General features: G+C 52.7%; 22 protein-coding genes and 1 tRNA gene. 15 read left to right on the plus strand and 8 right to left on the minus strand.

All coding sequences use genetic code 11. The features are described 5' to 3' along the window. The first annotated feature begins 127 nt into the window (after positions 1–127). The 6 genes from ACP5KC_RS05730 to ACP5KC_RS05755 all read left to right on the plus strand — a co-directional run bounded on the left by ACP5KC_RS05730 (position 128) and on the right by ACP5KC_RS05755 (position 4,322). A complete protein-coding gene (locus ACP5KC_RS05730) occupies positions 128–289 on the plus strand; it encodes a hypothetical protein (RefSeq protein WP_428286950.1) in 162 nt (53 codons plus the stop codon). Positions 290–334: 45 nt separating this feature from the next. After that, complete coding sequence (locus ACP5KC_RS05735; RefSeq protein ID WP_273433385.1) at positions 335–1,162, plus strand: GDP-mannose dehydrogenase; 828 nt, start codon at positions 335–337, stop codon at positions 1,160–1,162. A 45-nt stretch (positions 1,163–1,207) separates the two neighbouring features. Further along, positions 1,208–1,519: a hypothetical protein gene (locus tag ACP5KC_RS05740; protein WP_424738765.1), complete on the plus strand. Its 312-nt coding sequence runs from the start codon at positions 1,208–1,210 to the stop codon at positions 1,517–1,519. Between the two features lie 50 nt (positions 1,520–1,569). Further along, positions 1,570–2,232 carry a cobalamin B12-binding domain-containing protein gene (locus ACP5KC_RS05745; protein WP_428286951.1) on the plus strand — a complete coding sequence of 221 codons (663 nt, stop codon included), beginning with the start codon at positions 1,570–1,572 and terminating at the stop codon, positions 2,230–2,232. 39 nt (positions 2,233–2,271) lie between these two features. Then, positions 2,272–3,645: a monomethylamine:corrinoid methyltransferase gene (locus tag ACP5KC_RS05750; RefSeq protein WP_424738771.1), complete on the plus strand. Its 1,374-nt coding sequence runs from the start codon at positions 2,272–2,274 to the stop codon at positions 3,643–3,645. Between the two features lie 164 nt (positions 3,646–3,809). Continuing rightward, positions 3,810–4,322: a hypothetical protein gene (locus ACP5KC_RS05755; RefSeq protein ID WP_428286952.1), complete on the plus strand. Its 513-nt coding sequence runs from the start codon at positions 3,810–3,812 to the stop codon at positions 4,320–4,322. On the opposite strand, the gene ACP5KC_RS05760 is transcribed toward ACP5KC_RS05755, so the two are convergent. The 4 genes from ACP5KC_RS05760 to ACP5KC_RS05775 all read right to left on the minus strand — a co-directional run bounded on the left by ACP5KC_RS05760 (position 4,319) and on the right by ACP5KC_RS05775 (position 6,203). After that, positions 4,319–4,930 carry a CPBP family intramembrane glutamic endopeptidase gene (locus ACP5KC_RS05760; RefSeq protein ID WP_273433393.1) on the minus strand — a complete coding sequence of 204 codons (612 nt, stop codon included), beginning with the start codon at positions 4,928–4,930 and terminating at the stop codon, positions 4,319–4,321. The two genes, ACP5KC_RS05755 and ACP5KC_RS05760, sit on opposite strands and share 4 nt — an antisense overlap. A gap of 26 nt (positions 4,931–4,956) precedes the next feature. Then, entirely contained in the window at positions 4,957–5,232 is a 276-nt protein-coding gene (locus tag ACP5KC_RS05765; RefSeq protein WP_052883870.1) for a hypothetical protein, read from the minus strand. After that, positions 5,232–5,894, minus strand: coding sequence for a hypothetical protein (locus ACP5KC_RS05770; protein WP_273433395.1), 663 nt, complete (start codon positions 5,892–5,894; stop codon positions 5,232–5,234). The genes ACP5KC_RS05765 and ACP5KC_RS05770 overlap by 1 nt, the downstream gene beginning before the upstream one ends. Positions 5,895–5,993: 99 nt before the next feature. Then, the gene (locus ACP5KC_RS05775) at positions 5,994–6,203 is read right to left on the minus strand and encodes a hypothetical protein (RefSeq protein ID WP_052883872.1); all 210 of its coding nucleotides are present in this window, start codon (positions 6,201–6,203) and stop codon (positions 5,994–5,996) included. Positions 6,204–6,364: 161 nt separating this feature from the next. Here ACP5KC_RS05775 and ACP5KC_RS05780 point away from each other — a divergent pair, with 161 nt between their 5' ends. The 7 genes from ACP5KC_RS05780 to ACP5KC_RS05810 all read left to right on the plus strand — a co-directional run bounded on the left by ACP5KC_RS05780 (position 6,365) and on the right by ACP5KC_RS05810 (position 12,390). Further along, positions 6,365–7,108: an ABC transporter ATP-binding protein gene (locus tag ACP5KC_RS05780; RefSeq protein ID WP_273433398.1), complete on the plus strand. Its 744-nt coding sequence runs from the start codon at positions 6,365–6,367 to the stop codon at positions 7,106–7,108. Positions 7,109–7,155: 47 nt separating this feature from the next. Continuing rightward, complete coding sequence (locus ACP5KC_RS05785; RefSeq protein WP_428286953.1) at positions 7,156–8,664, plus strand: hypothetical protein; 1,509 nt, start codon at positions 7,156–7,158, stop codon at positions 8,662–8,664. Positions 8,665–8,705: 41 nt separating this feature from the next. Beyond that, a tRNA-Gln gene (locus tag ACP5KC_RS05790) sits at positions 8,706–8,779 on the plus strand. A 63-nt stretch (positions 8,780–8,842) separates the two neighbouring features. After that, on the plus strand, positions 8,843–9,247 hold the full coding sequence (locus ACP5KC_RS05795) for a CBS domain-containing protein (RefSeq protein ID WP_424738804.1): 405 nt from the start codon (positions 8,843–8,845) through the stop codon (positions 9,245–9,247). 141 nt (positions 9,248–9,388) lie between these two features. After that, positions 9,389–9,958 carry a stage II sporulation protein M gene (locus tag ACP5KC_RS05800; RefSeq protein WP_428286954.1) on the plus strand — a complete coding sequence of 190 codons (570 nt, stop codon included), beginning with the start codon at positions 9,389–9,391 and terminating at the stop codon, positions 9,956–9,958. A 145-nt stretch (positions 9,959–10,103) separates the two neighbouring features. Further along, positions 10,104–11,843 carry a hypothetical protein gene (locus ACP5KC_RS05805; RefSeq protein ID WP_273433403.1) on the plus strand — a complete coding sequence of 580 codons (1,740 nt, stop codon included), beginning with the start codon at positions 10,104–10,106 and terminating at the stop codon, positions 11,841–11,843. A gap of 34 nt (positions 11,844–11,877) precedes the next feature. After that, a complete protein-coding gene (locus ACP5KC_RS05810) occupies positions 11,878–12,390 on the plus strand; it encodes a hydrolase (RefSeq protein WP_424740786.1) in 513 nt (170 codons plus the stop codon). On the opposite strand, the gene ACP5KC_RS05815 is transcribed toward ACP5KC_RS05810, so the two are convergent. From ACP5KC_RS05815 to ACP5KC_RS05830, 4 genes are read right to left on the minus strand one after another with little or no spacing between them, the layout of a single operon-like run. Beyond that, a complete protein-coding gene (locus tag ACP5KC_RS05815; RefSeq protein WP_273433406.1) occupies positions 12,387–13,718 on the minus strand; it encodes an FAD-dependent oxidoreductase in 1,332 nt (443 codons plus the stop codon). The two genes, ACP5KC_RS05810 and ACP5KC_RS05815, sit on opposite strands and share 4 nt — an antisense overlap. 1 nt (position 13,719) lies before the next feature. Next, positions 13,720–14,499 (minus strand): ABC transporter permease, encoded by a 780-nt coding sequence (locus ACP5KC_RS05820; protein ID WP_428286955.1) that lies wholly within the window; start codon positions 14,497–14,499, stop codon positions 13,720–13,722. Next, positions 14,496–15,314 (minus strand): ABC transporter permease, encoded by an 819-nt coding sequence (locus ACP5KC_RS05825; protein WP_273433410.1) that lies wholly within the window; start codon positions 15,312–15,314, stop codon positions 14,496–14,498. Before ACP5KC_RS05825 ends, ACP5KC_RS05820 begins: the two co-directional genes overlap by 4 nt. Positions 15,315–15,316: 2 nt before the next feature. Further along, positions 15,317–16,261, minus strand: coding sequence for an ATP-binding cassette domain-containing protein (locus ACP5KC_RS05830; protein ID WP_424738788.1), 945 nt, complete (start codon positions 16,259–16,261; stop codon positions 15,317–15,319). Between the two features lie 116 nt (positions 16,262–16,377). Here ACP5KC_RS05830 and ACP5KC_RS05835 point away from each other — a divergent pair, with 116 nt between their 5' ends. Continuing rightward, positions 16,378–16,881 carry a hypothetical protein gene (locus tag ACP5KC_RS05835; protein WP_273433413.1) on the plus strand — a complete coding sequence of 168 codons (504 nt, stop codon included), beginning with the start codon at positions 16,378–16,380 and terminating at the stop codon, positions 16,879–16,881. Positions 16,882–16,883: 2 nt separating this feature from the next. Next, a complete protein-coding gene (tatC, locus tag ACP5KC_RS05840) occupies positions 16,884–17,720 on the plus strand; it encodes a twin-arginine translocase subunit TatC (protein WP_428286956.1) in 837 nt (278 codons plus the stop codon). The last annotated feature ends 29 nt before the right edge of the window (positions 17,721–17,749 follow it).

Below are 17,749 nucleotides of genomic sequence, written 5' to 3' on the forward strand. Positions count from 1 at the left end.
CAGTAGTGCTCAGAATTAAGAACCCTGCCAACATCTCAGCTATCACGAACCCAATAGTTACCCTGACCTTTATGCTTCCCCCCGTGTACCAACCGGCTAAAGCTCTACCTGAGCCTTACAGTATTTCATGCTTATAGTTCCAACTACGCCCTTGGCGGAGGCTGCGAGGCTTATTGCAGGAATGGGTACACCAGTGGTTGATGCTTGGGTGTTGATTCTCATGATCGCCGCCTGGCTGACTGCATCTATCGTGCTCCTGCTTAAGACTTTCAGGTGGGGGCTAGGCTAGACAGAACGGCATAGACTTATATCTCTGCGGGTACTCGGATAGCTGATGACTAAGCAGAAGATACTAGTTGTGGGCTTGGGCGAGGTGGGGGGAGCCGTGTATAGCGTAGCGCGCGACTCGGGTGCTTTCGAGGTTTACGGGTATGACATAAACCCCTCTCTGACCGTGAATAAGCTCGAGGAGGTCCCCGAGAATCTTGACTACCTGCATGTCGCCATACCCTTCAACGAGAAATTCCTCCAAAATGTGAAGAGTTACGTTGAAGCCCTTAAACCAAAAGCTCTCATAGTGCACTCCACCGTGGCTCCCGGTACTACTAGGAAGCTACACGGCGAGACAGGGCTACCAGTAGCGTTCTCGCCTGTAAGGGGGAAGCACCCCAAGATAAAGGAGCACCTCTACTTCTGGCCGAAGTGGGTTTCAGCCCTCCCGAAGGGGTTCGCGGACGTGGCTCGCTCCCACCTCGAGGCGATGGGGCTCAAGGTCAGAGTCTCCGAGGAGGAGCCTGAGGCACTGGAGCTGGCCAAGATATGGGAGACCGTGTACAGGGCTGTGATGATAGCCGCTTGGCAGGAGATAGACCGTATCGCTAGAAGGTATGGGGTTGGTCTAAAGACGATAGCGGAGTTTACCGCTGAGGTCCACAGTGTCCTCCACGATAGGCCTGTGTACTACCCCGACTTTATAGGGGGGCACTGCCTAATACCTAACACCGAGATAATATACAAGGAGGTCCCCTCGAAGCTTTTCGAATTCGTCCTGGAGTCCAACGAGAAGAGGAGGATAGAGCTACAGGATCCCCGCGTGAAGAAGGAGGTCGAGCAGCTCCGCGAGCTCTTCCTACAGCTCACGAAGAGAGACTACTACGCGTAGACAACCCCAGATATCTTTAAATTTCTTTCACGGTTTTCTTCTCACATGAACCTCCTGGAGGCGGTAACGGCGGCTATTGAAGAGTTTAACAAGCTTCACGGCTCTGAGGCGACGGCAAGACTAGTTAGAATAGAGGGCGAGAGGTTCACGGTGGAGTTCAGGGGGAGCTTCTGCGTCACTTGCGGCTTCTACGACTATTTCGAGGACCTGACATACATCTTGGCGGAGAAGGGGTTCAGGGCTGGCATTGTGAGCGTCGAGGAGGTCGAGGACGGAGGCATAGTAGAGTATAGGCTATTGAAGCCCGGGGAGTCTTGGCGTTTTGTGCCCGAGAAGCAGATTCTAATCCTCGAGTAATGCATAATCGGATAACCAAGTTTTTATTTATCCTCCCTTAACACTGTAGCGTGAGCTGCGATGAGCTCCTAGAATCTTTGAAGGGGGCTCTTGCAGAGCTAGACGAGTCGAGAGTGGACTCCCTAACCGCAAGAGCTCTCGAGCAAGGCTGCAGTCCACACGAGGTCGTAGAGAGGGGGTTGAGGCCGGGGATGCAGGAGGTAGGGTCCAGGTTCGAGAGAGGCGAGTACTTCTTGCCCGAGCTGATGATATCAGCCGAGATATTCAACGCCGTCATGCAGCGGTATATTCTCCCTGTTCTAACGAAGGAGCAGAGTGGCGAGTACAAGGGGCGGGTCGTGATTGGGACGGTGAGGGGCGATATACATGACATCGGAAAGAACCTTGTAGCCGTGATGCTCCGTATAGACGGCTTCGAGGTTATAGACCTTGGAGTGGACGTGTCTCCGGAGCGGTTCGTCGAGGCTGTGAGAGAGTACAGGCCGGATATAGTCGGCATGAGCGCTCTCCTGACCACAACCATGCTTGAGATGAGGAACGTGATCGAGGCCCTGCGCGCAGCCGGGCTTCGGGACTCAGTGAAGGTTATCGTTGGGGGAGCACCTGTAACCCTAGAGTTCGCACGTGAGATCGGGGCGGACGCTTACGCTAGGGATGCCGTGGAAGCCGTCACCGTGTGTAGGGAGCTCGTGAAGGGTAAAAGGAAAGTGTAGATCAAATATATTTTACCACGCATGGTAATCTTGGAGTCTATGTTGACGCCCCTTGAGGTGGAGGCTAGAGCCAAGCAGGGCGAGTATGTTGAGCAGAAGAAGTTCGACCTGGAACGTGTGTCTCGAAGAGTGGCCGAGCTCGAGAAAGAGTACAGCATAACCTATGACCCTGCCTGCCCTGTGGCTACGGATCCAGGTTTAGGCAAGGCGGTATTCGAGGCAGGCTTCACGCTTGCCGCGGACACAGGCCTCTACATCGTTGAGGAGAGCAGGGTAGCCAAGTTCACTGTCGAGGAGCTTCGAGAGGCGTTGACGAGCGCGCCGCGCGAACTCTTGTTGGGGAGGGGTTTGGACACTAGGGTTTTAAAGTCTAGGCTGCCGGGCGACACTCTTAGGCCATTCGTCTTCGGGGGACTTGCCGGCACACCGGTGCCAGAGGAGTACTTTTATCCCTCGGCACTCTCGTATGCTGTCGAGCCCCTCGTCGACGCTTTAGATCATGGGAGCATACAGGAGGTCTCAGGGGTACGTGTGAGGGCGGGTGCGCCTAGCGAGGCTGTCGCGGGTGTTAGGGAGCTTTTGTCTCTCAGGAGGGCTTTAAGGGATGCGGGAAGACCTGGGATGCATCTCCTGGCGGCTGAGAGCAGTGTTTCAAGCACTGCGAGCCTCGCCGCGATAGCATCGGGTCTACTAGTTACGGGTGATGCTCACCTGTTGCCCGTGCTCAACGAGCTGAAGGCCGATTACGCCCAGCTCACTAAGGCCGAGGTTGGACTGGAGAACGGGATCATAGGAGCCGCGCTAGTGGATCCTATAGTCGGTGGATTCGCGAGGGGGCCTGCTGGCTCAGCTATTGTAGCCGTGGCGGAGACCCTTCTCGCCCTGGCCGCTTACAGGGCTGGGTATGTTCTGATACACCCTACGCATATAGTTAAGAAGGCGACCTCTGCCCCTGAGTGTATGTGGGTTCAAAGCGCCGTAGGGCTGGCTAACGAGCACCTCAGGCTACCCCTGGTAGGCGACATATGGCCTGCCTTCGGCCTGGGAACACATGAATACTTATACGAGATAGCCGCTAACACAATAGTCGCCTCTGCGTATGGGCTTCACCTGCTAGGCCCAGTACCCGCTAACGGCACGGCCCCTAACGGCGGCGGACTTGAAGCAAGGTTTATGGCTGAGGTTGGCCATGCTATTGCTGAGCAGGGGGTTAAGCCCGCGTCAGTGTGCGATCTTGTAAAGGAACTCCTTAAGAGGTACGAGGAGAGGCTTAAAAGCCCCGATCCAGGAAAACCGTTCTGGGAAGCCTATAACGTGAAAACTGGTAGGCCTGGACGAGAATGGCTTGAGATGGTCTACTCGGTCTCGCGTGAGCTCCGCGAGTACGGGGTCTCGCTACCAAGCCTGGGTTGATCGTAGGGCAGCCTCGACGTTATAACTCAAAGACATAGACTAGACTTCTTTCCCTGTCCTAGGCCCAATGATGATTATGGAGGTTGGATTAGCATAAATCCCCCTAGGATTATATAGATATGCATTATTACCAGAATGTCTAATTATTTTTTAGATGAGTTGAATTGACTCCCCCTACGCTGACCAAGCCCGCTCTCATAAACCACCTCTCCATGTGTGGTTTTAAGGCATTCGGGGATAGGTACCTCACTGTTCAGGGGGCCACGACGCCAGGCGGAGTCACTGTAGACCTTGTAGCAATATCCGTAACCCAGCCGCCGGCCGTACACGCTACTATCGCGGCTACGACTTACAGCGAGGCCTTGGCCTCCATGGACAAGCTTGTAAAGATAATAAATGAGAAGGTAGCCAACGCTGTTTGGCTGGCGATCCCCTTCGAAGTCTCAGAGGCTCTGGGAGGGTTCAAGAGGATCGAGAAGGCCGGGATAGGCTTGATTGTTGTCAAGGCTCAGTCATCATTTGGGCTTGGAAGCGCCGAGGTACTGGTCGAGGTATTCCCCAGGGTCGAGGCCAGGAAGCAGCCCTGGCCGGATCTCCAGTCTAAGCTTAAAGAGAAGGGCAAGCCCGAGCTAGCCCTCGAGCTCGAGAAGACTCTCGGCAAAAAGCCCAGTTTTTAAGGACTTAGGATAGAGCTGACGGGGAAGACGTACAGGACGAGATAGAGCCAGACCGCGTGGCTTATTCCTGAGGCTAGGACCCCGTTCCTCTCACAGATAAGACCCATTACGAGTCCCACTGGAATCGCTGCTAGAACGAGTAAGGGCATTCCCGAGACTACATGGACTAGAGAATACGGGGCAACGGAAACCCACCATGGAAGACCTAGGAGCCCCTCCGTAAAGTAGCGTTGAACGAAGCCCCTCCAGTACGCCTCCTCCGCTAAGCCTATGACGAGGACGCCTATCAGCTGGACCACGCTGGGACCAGCTACGGAGTACACCGCCATAACCTGGCCCCACATACCCGTAGCCTTGGCGAAGACTCCCCCCGCAAGGAATATAGCATAGAGTACCAGGGCTCCGAGAGCCGAGCTTAAAGGCCAAAGCTTACCCTTCAAGTGCAGGCTAGCCCTCCCGGTCAGGATTACCAGGACTGCTAGGGATAGTGATACAAAGACCATCGCCTCGATGAGGCGTGCTCGTAGAAGTTGGAAGGGTAGGAGAAAGAGTAGCCAGGGGAGCACAAGCAGCACAAAGTCTATGAGCTTTTCTCTTCTAGCGTCCATACACGATGAATAGTTGAAAGGGTGAATTATTCTTTGCCATGCGTGCCGGACTCGAGGCGTGCAAGCTCGGCCTCAACTCTCTCTAGCCTAGCCTCTATGTCGAGCAACGCTACGAGAAGCATGGCGCCGAGAAGGTATGGCGTGGAGAGAGACTCTATCAGGTGGGATCTACCTATCCACCTGGATTCAAGCCTCTCGAGGGCCAGCCTCTCCTCCGCGCTCAGCAGCTGCCACAGGTCGCGTCTTATCCTGTGAACCTCCTCCCTGAGCCTAGGAGTAAAGCTGTAGTTTACACGACCCATTAGAACCACCCCTCCACCGCGCGGATATTGCTTTCGAAGAACTCCGAGCGCTCCCGCCTCCAGGGGCTCTTTACCAGGCTTGCCTCGATATAGCCTCCCCTAAGCCCCTTAAGCCTGATCACAGTAGAAGAGAAGTGGAGAAGGTAAGCGGGCCCTTCCGGCAAGCCTCTCCTCGACTGTGACTCGTCAACAAAGACCACGAGTGGTAGACCCCTCATCATGACCTCCCGGGCCCTCGAGAGGGCGGATAGAAGCAGGGGGTACTCGGCATGCTTGAAGAGACGGGACACCCTGTAGAGGGCTACGACGCCGGGCCTCACGTGGTCCAGTACCCTCTTATAGTCTAGGCTGACAGCCTGCCTCTTATTGTAGAGTGTCGCCAGGTAGACGAGCTTGAGCCCCGCCTCGGGATCCATATTCTCGGAGAGCATATACTCGGCGAGCGTATACGTGTCTATTACCTGTGACTCGTGGTAGTCTACAAAGGAGACTATCAGCGAGCGCTCCCCGCTAGAGGCCCATGCAGACACGAGCCTGTAGAGGGCCTTCTCGAGAAGCTCTACTTGCCCGTAGACTAGGGTGGCTGTCCCGGGCCTGATCTCCTCTATGAGGTACTCTCTGCCCTCTCGCGGGAGCTCGGATGCCCTGATGAATGTGTCCACATAGGGGGAATTGTCAGGTGAGTTGATAAAGAGTAGTGTCTGTGTGTCGGAGGGGGTGTTTTAGAAAAATATATGTTTTTCGTACAGAGTATGGTTGCCTTATTCGCCGTAATCGGAGTAGGCGTATCCGGGGGGATGCGTGGGGGGTGTTCTCGTCTTTATATAATACCCGACTAGTTCTGTGACAATCTCTTCGGGGGTTTTTCCTAGGGATTTGGCAATGCTGGAAAGTTCCAAGTACTGTTCTTCCGGTATACTTACAATATATTGTCTTTTGCCCATCATTGACTTGACTTTGTATAAATGCATTATTTGAATCTTTCTATTTCTGTGATAAATATTTTTCAAGTAAAGTAGGGTTCTAGCATTGAAATAGCGACTCGCGGGGGCTATCCCTACGTCATTGTTAGAGCAATGGCGGCTTTGCAAAAAATATAACAAGTTTTCGTGTAATTTCAGAGAGACGTTTTATGAGTACCGCTATACTAGTCGAGGGGCTTGTCAAGAGCTACAACAGGGTACCTGTACTTAGGGGGGTGAGCTTCTCGGTTAGGCCCGGCGAGGTCTACGGTCTTCTAGGTCCAAACGGCGCTGGAAAGACTACAACCCTAAAGTCTCTAGTGGGGCTGGTTAGGCCTGATGATGGTAGGATAGAGCTATGCGGATATAACGTCGCTACGCATAGGCTACAGGCGTTGTCTTGTACAGGCTATGTCCCAGAGCTAACCGTGGGGTTCGACTACCTCAGTGTGAGGGAGTTTTTGGAGTTCGTCTCCTCTCTCAGAGGGCTCAGGTGGGCTGAGGTCGAGGACTATGTTGAGAGACTCGTAAACCTCTTCGAACTTGAGAGATACATGGACGAGTTTATGGGGAAGCTTTCCCGCGGGACGGTACAGAAGGCGTTAGTCATTAGCGCTTTGATGAGTAGGCCCAAAGTCCTCGTGATGGACGAGCCGACGTCAGGGATGGATCCCGAGAGTCAGAGGGTATTCCGAGAGGAGGTTTCCAGGCTTGCGCGTGAGGGTGCAGCGGTTGTACTTTCAAGCCACCTGCTCTACAACGTAGAGAGGCTATGTACACGCGTGGGAATACTTCACAAGGGCGTTATAATAACAGAGGGGAGCATTGACGAGGTACGAAGAAAAGCAGCCACGGGCGAGAACTCGACACTCGAGGACGTCTTCCTCTTACTCACAAGGGGTGAGGGGTACTGAGGCTAGGAGTATCACTGCAAATAGCCTTTTACATGGCCAAGAACGGTTTGAACCCTCTCTTGAAGAGAAGCGCCGGGCGGGCTGTCCTGGCATTACTGTTCGCTCTCTTCGTCTTTCTCATAGCGGTTCCCCCATTCATTATTCGCGGAGTGGCACCCTACCCTAGCTTGTTAACAAACGCTGGGCTCACCCGTAACTCTATAAAGGACGCCACTGGTGCCACTTTGACAGTCACTATCATTCTGACACTTATACGGGGGAGGAGGGAAATAGCCGCCTCCGAGGAGGCTGAACACGAGCTGCTTCTGGCTTTACCGGTTACCATGGCTGAATATCTTGTAGGTAAGACTCTCTACTTCTCTTTTCAGACCCTCTTCTATACGATTCCACTGGTTTTCTTTGCCACCCCGCTGCTATACACTTACGTGGAGCCCAGCCCAACCCGCCCCCTTATTTTCATGCTCTCGCTTCCCTTGATAGCTCTTTACTCGGAGACGCTTGTAATGCTGGCTACGCTTGCCCGGATCGCCTTGTCGAGGACGAGGCTTCCCGAAGTTACGGGATACGCGTATCTCGCCTTATCCGGGATACACTCTCTGATGGTGTCAAGGCTCTCTCCATTGCTAACATTGCCTGGGGCACCTATCGCGGGACCTATGATAGACGTTTTCTCTAGGCGTGTGGACACGTATACTTTAGTGGTTGAGTTCCTCCTCCTTTTGGCGTCATCTATCGCTATGGTCGCTTTGCTCGCAGTGCTTTCGAGGGTGACGCACCCCGAGAACATCAGGCCTCTCTACGAGATGCTCAGAGAAATGGGTTTATGGAAGAGAAAAACAGTTAGGCTAAGCGATGCAAGTATTGATGGAGCTGTAAGGAAGGTTATCCTGGGTCTAAGCATTACAAGCAGCAGACATCTTTTCCTTGTGGGAACTGGACTCGCTTTTTCTTCTCTTCTAGCCGTAGTGCTCCGGGGGTTGAACATAAGTGTGGATGCGCTTACGTTGTCTTCGTTTGGTGCAGTGTTCCTGGCAAGCGAGGCGACAATTTCGACTGCTTTCACCGTGCAACGGGACCTGTCGAACCTTTGGCTATACAGGCTCTATCCGGCTAGCCTAAAGCCTCTTACCCGCTCGCTCATGACGAAGACAGCGGTGTATTATGTGGAGGGCCTTCTGCTCCTGGCGTTATTTCGAGCCGTTTATGACTCAAGGCCTGCCTGGCTACTCCTGCCAATCACAGCCTTGCCTCTTATGATTCTCGCAACACTTCTCATTCTCTCAACGCTGGTGAGAATAGCCTCTCGTAGAAGGCTTGTACGCTACTCTTCACGCGGCTTCTACATGGTTGAGGACCTCACGGCTACAGCTATAATGGGCCTCTCAGGCTTAACCGCTATTATCGTGCTCGCCCTGCACGAACTATTCGTCGAATACTCGACCGGTTTTCTCAACGCATTTATGCTAGCCACTGGGTCTGCCTTGATCTCTGTCTTACTATGGAAGATATCGGAGGACATTTTGTATGGGCAGATATGGTATAGCGACGTCCAGTAGACAGAGCTAGATTTAAATTTCTAAACCATATAAAGATGTAGAGCCCGGTGGTGTAGCGGTCAAGCATGGCGGGCTTTGGACCCGCAGATCCCGGGTTCGAATCCCGGCCGGGCTACTATTGCTTCTCCCCACGGATAATTAATAAATACTGCATAAAGCACAGTATACCTGAGTTTTGATGAATGTAAAATCGCTCACATCTAGGGAGCCTATAGTGGTTGAGATCGGGACACCTCTACGCGTAGCTGCTCAGATAATGGTTAAGGAGAAGATCGGCTTTCTACCGATAGTTTCACCCAGCGACCACCGTAGGGTTTTGGGCGTCATCTCCGAGAGAGACTTCGTAAGGGCGTTTGCCCACCACAGGGGTCTGGACGACTTAAACGTAGAGGATGTGGGAACAATGGAGGGACTAGTGAAGATTAGGGAAGACGAGGAAGTCTCTAAGGCGGCGCAGCTCATGCTTGAACATAACGTGCGCCACCTAATCGTCGTAGACAAAAATGACAAGCTGGTTGGCGTAGTGTCGCTTAGAGACATAGTCAAAATAGAGGAGATCCTAGAACACAGGTCGAAATCCTAGCTTTCTAAATTCCCGTGCACAGGCTAACACGTGTGATGGTCTAGAATCCTCCGTCCTGGAAACCCTTTCGGAAAAAAAAGAGAACGCAACTGGCTAGACAGCTAGGGTCAAGAATTTAAACCCGCTTAGAGCGATATCCTTATGAAAAGGATCTTCCTAGTACTGACTACTCTAGTGTTCACGGCAGGCTTTATAGGTGGGTGTTTACTGCCGTTCTATTCCCATGATACTGCCGAACACCTTGTTAACCTGATCGGAGGAGCTATCAGGGAGCGTCTTGGAGTCGAGTTGAGGCCAAGCGTTCAACTAAGCCTCGCTATCTTCTTTAATAATCTGAAGGTAGTCTTGCTGACATTGGCGTTCGGGTTCACCATAATAGGTCCCCTCCTCGTGGCCGCGGGTAATGGAGCTATACTTGGACTTGTGGCCTCGTATTCTGTACTCAAGGGCTACTCGCCACTCGTCGTCGCCGCATCTATACTGCCCCACGGAGTGCTGGAGCTTGGAGCTGTTTTATACGTTATAGGGTTCTCCATCGAGCTAGGCTGGAATTTCTGGCGCACGGCCTTGAAGGGGTCACTTGGAGAATATAAGGGGCTTCTGCGTGCCGCGCCGAGGAGGCTTGCTCCCGCAGTTCTCGCAATCTTCGTGGCAGCCCTGATTGAGGGCCTTGTAACTCCCGTGGTAGTAGCATGGGTTCGAGGCTTTTAGATACTAAGACTTCAGCAGGCTCTGAGCCCGCGAGGACTTGTGGCTATTCTTGAGAGAGTTGTCAGGGATTACCGTGTAGGTGTTGATGTAAAGCTTAATTACAGCATATCACTTCATTCTTTTCGTATTGGAAAAGTGATCCTGGGTGGGCTACGATAAGGTTCATGAGCGCGTACTCCTCCTAAGGAGGTTCCTGCCGCAGCTTGAACAGCCTACAGGCTGGGAGATGCGGGCAAAAGTGTATAAGGGAGTTCTCGGCATGGACTATGACTGGCCGAAGAGCCTTGAAGAGCTTGCCTCACGCCTGACGGATGAACAGCTTACACAGGTGTTGTCTCTCTCCCCTTACCTTGCTTATTACACTTTTAGGGGAAGATTCTATACGGTGAAGGGTGGGGTTCTCAGCCTTCAAGGCTCATGGGAAGAGGTTAAGTCGTCCATATGGGAGGCCTTCAGGCTCAACGGTCTAAGGGTCTATGCGTTGCTAAAAGCCCTGCTAGAGCTGGGCGAGGCCCCGTATGCAGCCGTGGCTGCCCGTGCAAGCGAGCTGTATGGATCCAGGTTTAACGCTGCACAGGTGCTTGCAGAGCTGAGGGATCGCTGGGAGCTGGTTTGGGAGTCCGGCGGACCACGTGAGAAAGCGTGGGTTATACCGGAGGAGATTAGGCCCGTAGTCGAGGAGTTTGTAAGGTCCGTTGAGTACAAGCCTGTCCCCAGGCTAAGCACGAGACAGGCAGAGGACGAGTTTGTCAGGGTTCTAGAGATGGAGGAGGAGTACAACTCTCACGTTAAGAAACTATTGGATCAAAGGCTGGATGATGTACTGGAATTCGGGGAAAGGTTCGGGGTCTCAGAGCTCAAAGATTACCTTGTAGACCTTTTCGGGAAGGAGATCTTCTTCGATGAGCTCCTCACCCTCACCCAACAATACGCCCTGACAGACACGCCGGTCGTTACAGGGGACGGGCACAGGTCCATGGCTACGGGGTTTAACCTGGCTCTTTTCGGCGAGCCGGGTACCGGCAAGACATTCGCTACGAAAGACTTCATTCTCGGGAATGAGTCCCTCGGCGTCCCAGCCCACGGGCTCCCCGGGCTCAACAGGTATTGTGGCGGGATGACTCCCGCAATGTTCATAGCTATAGGTGAGGCCTACTCGGGTCGGAGGTTCAACTTCATCGTGACGGAGTTCAACGACTGGTTCAGGTATAAGGGCATGGTTGAGCCCTTGAAGCTAGCCATGGAGGGCGGCGTGATAGCCTACGAGACAAAGGCTTACAGGGTCGGGCCCTACAGGTTCACGTCATACTTCAGCGTGAACTACAATACGAGGGTATTCGAAAAGGGCTATGAGGTGACGGTCAGCGACCCGAACTTCAACGCGATCGAGGATCGCATGCTCTGCAGGCTCCACCGCTTAACAAAGGAGAAGTACCGGGAGCTAGCAGAGAGCCAGAAGAGGCTTATGCTTGGCATCACCACGAGAAAGATGGCCTCGAAGGCTCCGCTTATAAGGGATCATCTAACTCTTGTTCACGCCATACAGACACGACATCCTTTACTAAACGACTTCAAGCCGAAGCCTGTCTTACTGACAGAGGCTGAACTGAGCATAATCGAGAAGGCAAGGGACCTGATATTTGAGCATATAAAGGCTTCAGGAGCGCTACCCTTTTCAATGCGGCTCGAGCGCAGAGCTGTACAGCTAGCCTCGGCCCTAAGTCTGGCATCGTTTTTCCGCAGCGGGGACGAGTTTTTGCGTATAGACGGAGAGGCTATGAGGCTTGCCGTAAGGTTCTACGTCGAGGAGGCCTGGATTAGGATGCGGGAAAGCTTCCCGTTAAAAGAGGTTCTACAGAAGTTAGGGATTGATCAAAAGGAATAAGATCAAATAACACGTTCATAGTAACGGTGACGCTATGCCCTTCACGCCTTATCATCTAGGCCCCGGCCTCGCTCTAGGACTGCCTCTGAGGAGGTGGCTGCACCTCCCCACATTTCTACTGGCAAGCATAGCTGTAGATATTGAGCCCCTCCTCGTATTTGTCTTTGGGCTGGATTATCCTCTCCACGGCTACCTTCACACCTTCCTGGCTGCCTTCCTTTACGGCCTTCTCCTGGGTCATATCATGCTTTTACTCGAGAAAAGCTTCGCACCACTCTACAAGCTGCTGCTCCTGGAGGCTGGTGAACAGACTAGTGCGCGTGCGTTTTACGCGGCTGGCGTTATCGGAACGGAGCTCCACGTACTGCTTGATGCACCGCTATACTCCGATATAAAACCCTTCTTTCCGCTGACTATTAATCCTCTCTATAATCCCACGCTAACCCCACTAATCTATGATTTGTGTGTAGCTGCTTGGCTGCTTGGAATACTATTCTACGGCATAATTGTCGTAGCGACTATTCTCAGAAAGCTTAGAAAAGATTAAGGAGAACTTGGAAGAGAAGAGACGAGCCTGTTAACCTCGATTAGAACCTTGTCCATGTTCCAGTAGTGCCAGGACCCCCATCTTCCCACCGTCTTGACACCAACACCCTCCAAATACTCTAGCACCGTTCTACGGGCCTCGGCGTGGCCAAGTGTATACACTGGGTAGCCGTATTCGTGGAGCCAGCTCTTGGCAAAGACCAGCTCGGCTCCAGACTCGCTGAGCACCCCTATCTCTTTTAGTCCGTCCACGACAGCCTCCTCGACGGCTTCAGGGTTTACGCTGGCCCTGGGCTCGAGGGTTACCTCGGCGATCAACGCGGAAGCCCCTTTAGGGGCGTTTTTCGGGCTGTAGTTGGATATCCAAGCATACCTGTGGAAGACCAGGTCCCTGGACGGTACATACACCCAGTGCTCGTTCGGGGCGGGTTTCTTCATTGCAACCCCCACGACAAGTACCTTGTTGTAATCTAGCCTGTTGCAAGCGCGCCTTACGTCGCTGGGCGCGTTCAGTGCCAGGACAAGCTCCCTCAAGGGGATGGTTGAGAAGACGTGCCCAGCCTCTACGGTTCCGTTAATCCTCCAGTGCTCCCTCCTCTCAAGGGACTCTACTTTTACTCCCTTTAACACCTGAACCCCCAGCCTGGAGGCGCGTTGATAAACAGCCTCGTAGAGGCTCTGTATCCCGCCCTCTCGGGGGTAGTAGAAGGTGGCTTGCTCCCTGTAGCCTGTTGTCGGCACGCCTGCGCCGCTGCGTACGACGTCCCTCCAGTCGGGCCATGGTAGCCTGCCGGGGGTGTAGAGCCAGTCTGAGTCTATCTCTTCTGCCCTCCTCTTCCATATCTTCTCGTTGTAGGGTATAAGATATTCCTCGGCTATTGGTTCCCCGAAGAACTCGTAGGCCCATTCTCGCAGGTTTTTAGGCTTTGGAGGCGAGCTATTATTCTTTAGGAGCTTCTCCACGAAGCCTACGAGTAGCTCTGCCCTGATGTCAGGCGGCAGAGCAAAGAGCCCGTTCTCGAAGGGATAGGGTACCTTGACGCCACGGTAGAGTATGAAGCTCTTCCTCTCGTGGCTCACAGTGTTCCCATCGAGAAACCCTAGGAGCTGGTTTAGTGCATCACTGTCCCGGGAGAATATAATGTGGCTGCCACCAATGTCGAACGTGTAGCCGTCAATCGTCTCGGTGCGCAGCAGACCGCCGGGATGCCTTGAGGCGTCGAGGCATACGACGCTGGCTTTCGGGTAGCGCTCTTTAAGCCTCAGGGATAGGAGTATCCCTGTCCAACCGCAGCCTAGGACCGCTATGTCCGACTTCAGGATTGTCATGCTATCCTCTCGTAAGGTTCCAGAGGTATATTAAGGATGCTATAATCAGCATTCCCGTCGTCCAAACCATTAATAGGAGGAACCTCTGGCCGATATCTATCTCCAGGTTGTAGCGGAAAGCCCACCTGTAGATGTCCGCGGCGATCGAGACGGGCATGTACCCGATGGCCTCGGCTAACGGCTTTGGGAAGCGCATAGCCAGGACTTGCCTGGGGTAGAAAACGTTAGAGAAAAAGAAGAAGATGTAATAGGTGAGCGCCCTGAAGGTAGCCTGGAGGTTGAAGTCCTTTGTCGAGGATGAGATTGCTATGGCGAGTCCGGACATCGACGCGGAGAGAGCTGTTGATGTTACGGCAATTAAAAGCCATCCATAGAGGTCTGGGACTCCTACCAGCAAGGCGGCCAGGAGGATGAAGCTTGACTGGTAGATTAGACCTCTAAGGGTTCCTCCAAGTATTCTCCCCGTTATGAGGACCCAACGCGTGAATGGGAGGCCTAAAAGGTAATGGGTGTACTCGCGCCTCATCTCTATTCCCACCTCACGCCCAATTGAGAAAGCGGATGCAAATGCCGCTATGGCTATGACTCCAGTCGTGAAGAACTTGAAGTAGTCTGGGATCAGCTGGGTGTTGACCATGTTGGTGAAGACGAGCGCATAGATTAGTATGTCTGCGAGGTTCATGCCGATCTGCCCTGCAAGCCAGAACTTGTACTTCCAGAACCTTGTGAGATCCCTGTAGACTATCAGGGCTATGCTCCTAAACTCTCCCGATTTGCTCACTTCCAGCCACCCCCCTCCACAGCCTTCTCTACTACGAGGACAGCGAGTGTGGAAAGCCCGACAGCCAGGCCGAACACATAGGCTGCCATCAGGTCTGGGTTTGCTACGGCTATTGCCTTGAACTCCTCAAAGAAGAATATTGTCCTCAGAAGATCCGACATATGCGACAAGGGGTTTACCAGTGCCGCATAGTAGTATGGTGCTATCTTTGAAAGCACAAGAGCCGGGTAGAAGACCGTGCTCAGACGTACGAGGATTGCGTCGAGGAGGCCGAAAGCTATGTCTGTAGAATCACTGGACTTCAAGCTTAAGACTACCGTCAGGACAAACCCGACCACTCCTATCGAGAAGGCTAGTGCGCTGATCATAGAGACTGTTAGGGCTACGGGATCATAGGAGCCTAGCAGGTAGACTATGAAGGCAAACATGGGTAGGGTGAACAGAAAGGAGGCTATTCCCCCGCCAATAGACCTGCCGAGGGCTAGCACCCTTCTCGGGAAGGGCAGTGAGAGAAGATACTCTATAGTACCCTCCTCGAACTCCTCTGCTATGTCGTATGCCTTAGACACGCTGATCGAGAAGAGCATGGAGGTGTATATGCCGAAGAGGTAGAAGTGGTAGTAGTCAAGGTTCGTGCCCGCTATCGCTCTAAACCTCACCATCGCTGACAGGGCTAGCCCGAATAGGGAGACCTGTAGGGCAAACCATGATACACGCATGACGACGAAAAGAGTTCTACTTTTCATCCTGTTGAGATCCCAGATGACTAGAAGCCATAACCCTCTCAGGTCTTCTCGTAGGGCGGGCATGTGCATGTTTATCCCTCCTTGAGCATGGATCCTGTAAAGTAGAAGAACACGTCGTCCAGGGTTGGCTCCTGAATCATCACCTTCTTTACCTTGATATTTAGGCTCGTAAAGTTGTTGATTATCTCGACAGCCTTCTCCTCTCCCTTGTTGAGGTATATTCGAACCCTGTGGTCGCTGAACTGGTACTTACCTATCTCTGAGAGTGAGTCTAGCAGTCTCTTTACCTTTTCCTCGTCGCCCTCAAACTGGATCTCAACTATATCTCCCCCGGGTATCTGATCCTTTAACTCTTCTACTCTTCCAAGGGCCCTGAGCCTGCCCTTGAAGATGATCCCTATTCTCTCACATATCCTTTCCGCCTCGAACATGTCGTTCGTGGCTACTATTACGGTCGTGCCTTCCTCCCTCAAGCCGCGTATTATATCCCAGAGCGCGTGCTTCGTGATAACGTCTACCTGGGCCGTGGGCTCGTCAAATATGGCTACCTTCGGCCTCTGTATAAGCACCTTTGCTATCTCGATCTTCTTCCTAGTGCCCCCACTCAACTGGTAGAACATCTTCTTCCTGTGTTCCCAGAGGTTCAGTTGTTCCATCACCTCCTTTACAACCTGCTTTGCCTCGCTCCTAGAGTAGCCCACCACCCTCGCGTGCCACTCCAAGAGCTCGTAAGGAGTGTCTATCCATAGTGCCTTCGGCTCCTGGAAAGCTATACCCACGTAGCGCCTGACGATGTCTCCTTCTCGGGAGACGGAGTGCCCGTAGACGTAGATGTCTCCGCGGGTAGGCTTATAGACCGTGGAGAGAGTCAGCAAAGTGGTGGATTTCCCCGAGCCATTAGGGCCGAGAAGGCCAAAGATCTCGCCCTCGTAAATGTCCAGGTTTAAACTGTCTACGGCTATGGTCGAACCAAAAACCTTGGTAAAGTTTTTGAATTCTATAGCTTTCGCCACCATACGGGAGACCTGTCTGTAGACAATATTCCGATCAAATATATTTGTTTTTAAATAAGCGACGCGATGAACGGGAAAAGGTTAATACAGTCCAAAGATTTCAAGTACTGTGGTTTCAAATGGCTGATGCCAGATCCCCTGTATACGAGGAAGCACTACTGCAAGAGCTGGCATACGCTATAGCCCACATTGCACACGCAGAACAGCACCTACTCGAGATAGATTCTCAGCTAGCGGAGCCCAGCCTTTCAACCTACATAGACAGGCTTAGGATGGGGCGTAAAACGCTAGGAGAGGTGCTCTTCGGGCTCGTAGGCGTGATGAAGGGCGGAGAAGGGGCTGAGTCGAGGACAGCGGCAGAGAGCTTCTGGTGCACGGTCAAGCATCTCTCCATGGCCGTGGTACACTGCGATGAGTGCGCAGAGAAAGTCATACGCAGGCTCTCTGAGAAGCTGAGCACGGGAGACGCGGTTTCGGCTAAAAGCCTACTCGAAGACCTGTCCAAGATTTACAGCGTTAGACGCGACGCGTTTAAAATGCTCATAGATATCCTTAAGGGAGGAGACCTTAAAGACTTACAAGTAGAGTCTGCTAGGTGCCGAGAAGATCTCTGTGTTGAGTGAGGGTGGTTCACACGGGCCAGGAAGAAGAGTTACCTGAGAAGCCATTGTTGGAGCATGTCTACGACCTGTTAGAGACCATAAGGAGAATACTCATACTTCACGTGGCTTTTATCCTGCTGCTACTTTTAGCGCCAGCGCCGAACGAGCTTCCAAGGTCATACTATCCCATATTGTTTTACGCGATGAACATAACGAAGACTTATATGCTCGACTTCCAGAACAACTTGTTCGCATACCCCTTCGCCAAGCTTTTCGGCGTCACAGGCTCCAGCGTTGTTCTCATAGCACACGGTTGGTTTGACGGCCTCACAGCATCCCTTTACCTTGCAGCGTTAATAACTATAGCTTTCCTAGCACCCGTGACGGTCTACTATCTTTACAAGTTCATCGAGCCGGGACTTTACTCCCATGAGAGGAGAATAGTTAAAAAGTACATCTATATTTCGCTCGGCCTTTTCCTCTCCGGCGTCATATATGGCTTCTTCGTAGTCATGCCTATAGTCTTCGCGACAGCTGTCTGGATAGCAACTCTCGGAGGGGCCAGCCTCTTCTTCTCAATCGAGGAGTTCTACAACGACATATTTATAGGGAGCCTGGCAACAGGCGTCTTCTTCATGTTCCCCCTAGCCCTCCTGACACTCCACAAGATAGGCATCGTGAACTACGAGACACTGAACAAGAACTGGAGAATAATAGTCTTCGCAGGCTACACCTTCCTGGCGCTTATAACCCCTGACCCGACACCCTTCAGCGACCTGGCCCTAGGAATCCCATTCGTAGGCCTCTACTTCCTCTCTATGTGGCTCATAAAGAGAGCCGAAGAGAAGGAAAAACATTAAATCGGCAAACCAAACTCTAGAATATAAGT

The sequence above is a fragment of the Infirmifilum sp. genome, assembly GCF_049970975.1.
Lineage (GTDB): Archaea > Thermoproteota > Thermoprotei > Thermofilales > Thermofilaceae > Thermofilum > Thermofilum uzonense.

Bases quoted from the DNA above. Each gene is read 5' to 3' on its own strand.
- ACP5KC_RS05730 (WP_428286950.1), top strand. From the start codon at position 128: ATGCTTATAGTTCCAACTACGCCCTTGGCGGAGGCTGCGAGGCTTATT.
- ACP5KC_RS05735 (WP_273433385.1), top strand. From the start codon at position 335: ATGACTAAGCAGAAGATACTAGTTGTGGGCTTGGGCGAGGTGGGGGGA.
- ACP5KC_RS05740 (WP_424738765.1), top strand. From the start codon at position 1,208: ATGAACCTCCTGGAGGCGGTAACGGCGGCTATTGAAGAGTTTAACAAG.
- ACP5KC_RS05750 (WP_424738771.1), top strand. From the start codon at position 2,272: ATGTTGACGCCCCTTGAGGTGGAGGCTAGAGCCAAGCAGGGCGAGTAT.
- ACP5KC_RS05760 (WP_273433393.1), bottom strand. From the start codon at position 4,930: ATGGACGCTAGAAGAGAAAAGCTCATAGACTTTGTGCTGCTTGTGCTC.
- ACP5KC_RS05765 (WP_052883870.1), bottom strand. From the start codon at position 5,232: ATGGGTCGTGTAAACTACAGCTTTACTCCTAGGCTCAGGGAGGAGGTT.
- ACP5KC_RS05775 (WP_052883872.1), bottom strand. From the start codon at position 6,203: ATGCATTTATACAAAGTCAAGTCAATGATGGGCAAAAGACAATATATT.
- ACP5KC_RS05780 (WP_273433398.1), top strand. From the start codon at position 6,365: ATGAGTACCGCTATACTAGTCGAGGGGCTTGTCAAGAGCTACAACAGG.
- ACP5KC_RS05795 (WP_424738804.1), top strand. From the start codon at position 8,843: ATGAATGTAAAATCGCTCACATCTAGGGAGCCTATAGTGGTTGAGATC.
- ACP5KC_RS05800 (WP_428286954.1), top strand. From the start codon at position 9,389: ATGAAAAGGATCTTCCTAGTACTGACTACTCTAGTGTTCACGGCAGGC.
- ACP5KC_RS05810 (WP_424740786.1), top strand. From the start codon at position 11,878: ATGCCCTTCACGCCTTATCATCTAGGCCCCGGCCTCGCTCTAGGACTG.
- ACP5KC_RS05815 (WP_273433406.1), bottom strand. From the start codon at position 13,718: ATGACAATCCTGAAGTCGGACATAGCGGTCCTAGGCTGCGGTTGGACA.
- ACP5KC_RS05825 (WP_273433410.1), bottom strand. From the start codon at position 15,314: ATGCACATGCCCGCCCTACGAGAAGACCTGAGAGGGTTATGGCTTCTA.
- ACP5KC_RS05830 (WP_424738788.1), bottom strand. From the start codon at position 16,261: ATGGTGGCGAAAGCTATAGAATTCAAAAACTTTACCAAGGTTTTTGGT.
- ACP5KC_RS05835 (WP_273433413.1), top strand. From the start codon at position 16,378: ATGGCTGATGCCAGATCCCCTGTATACGAGGAAGCACTACTGCAAGAG.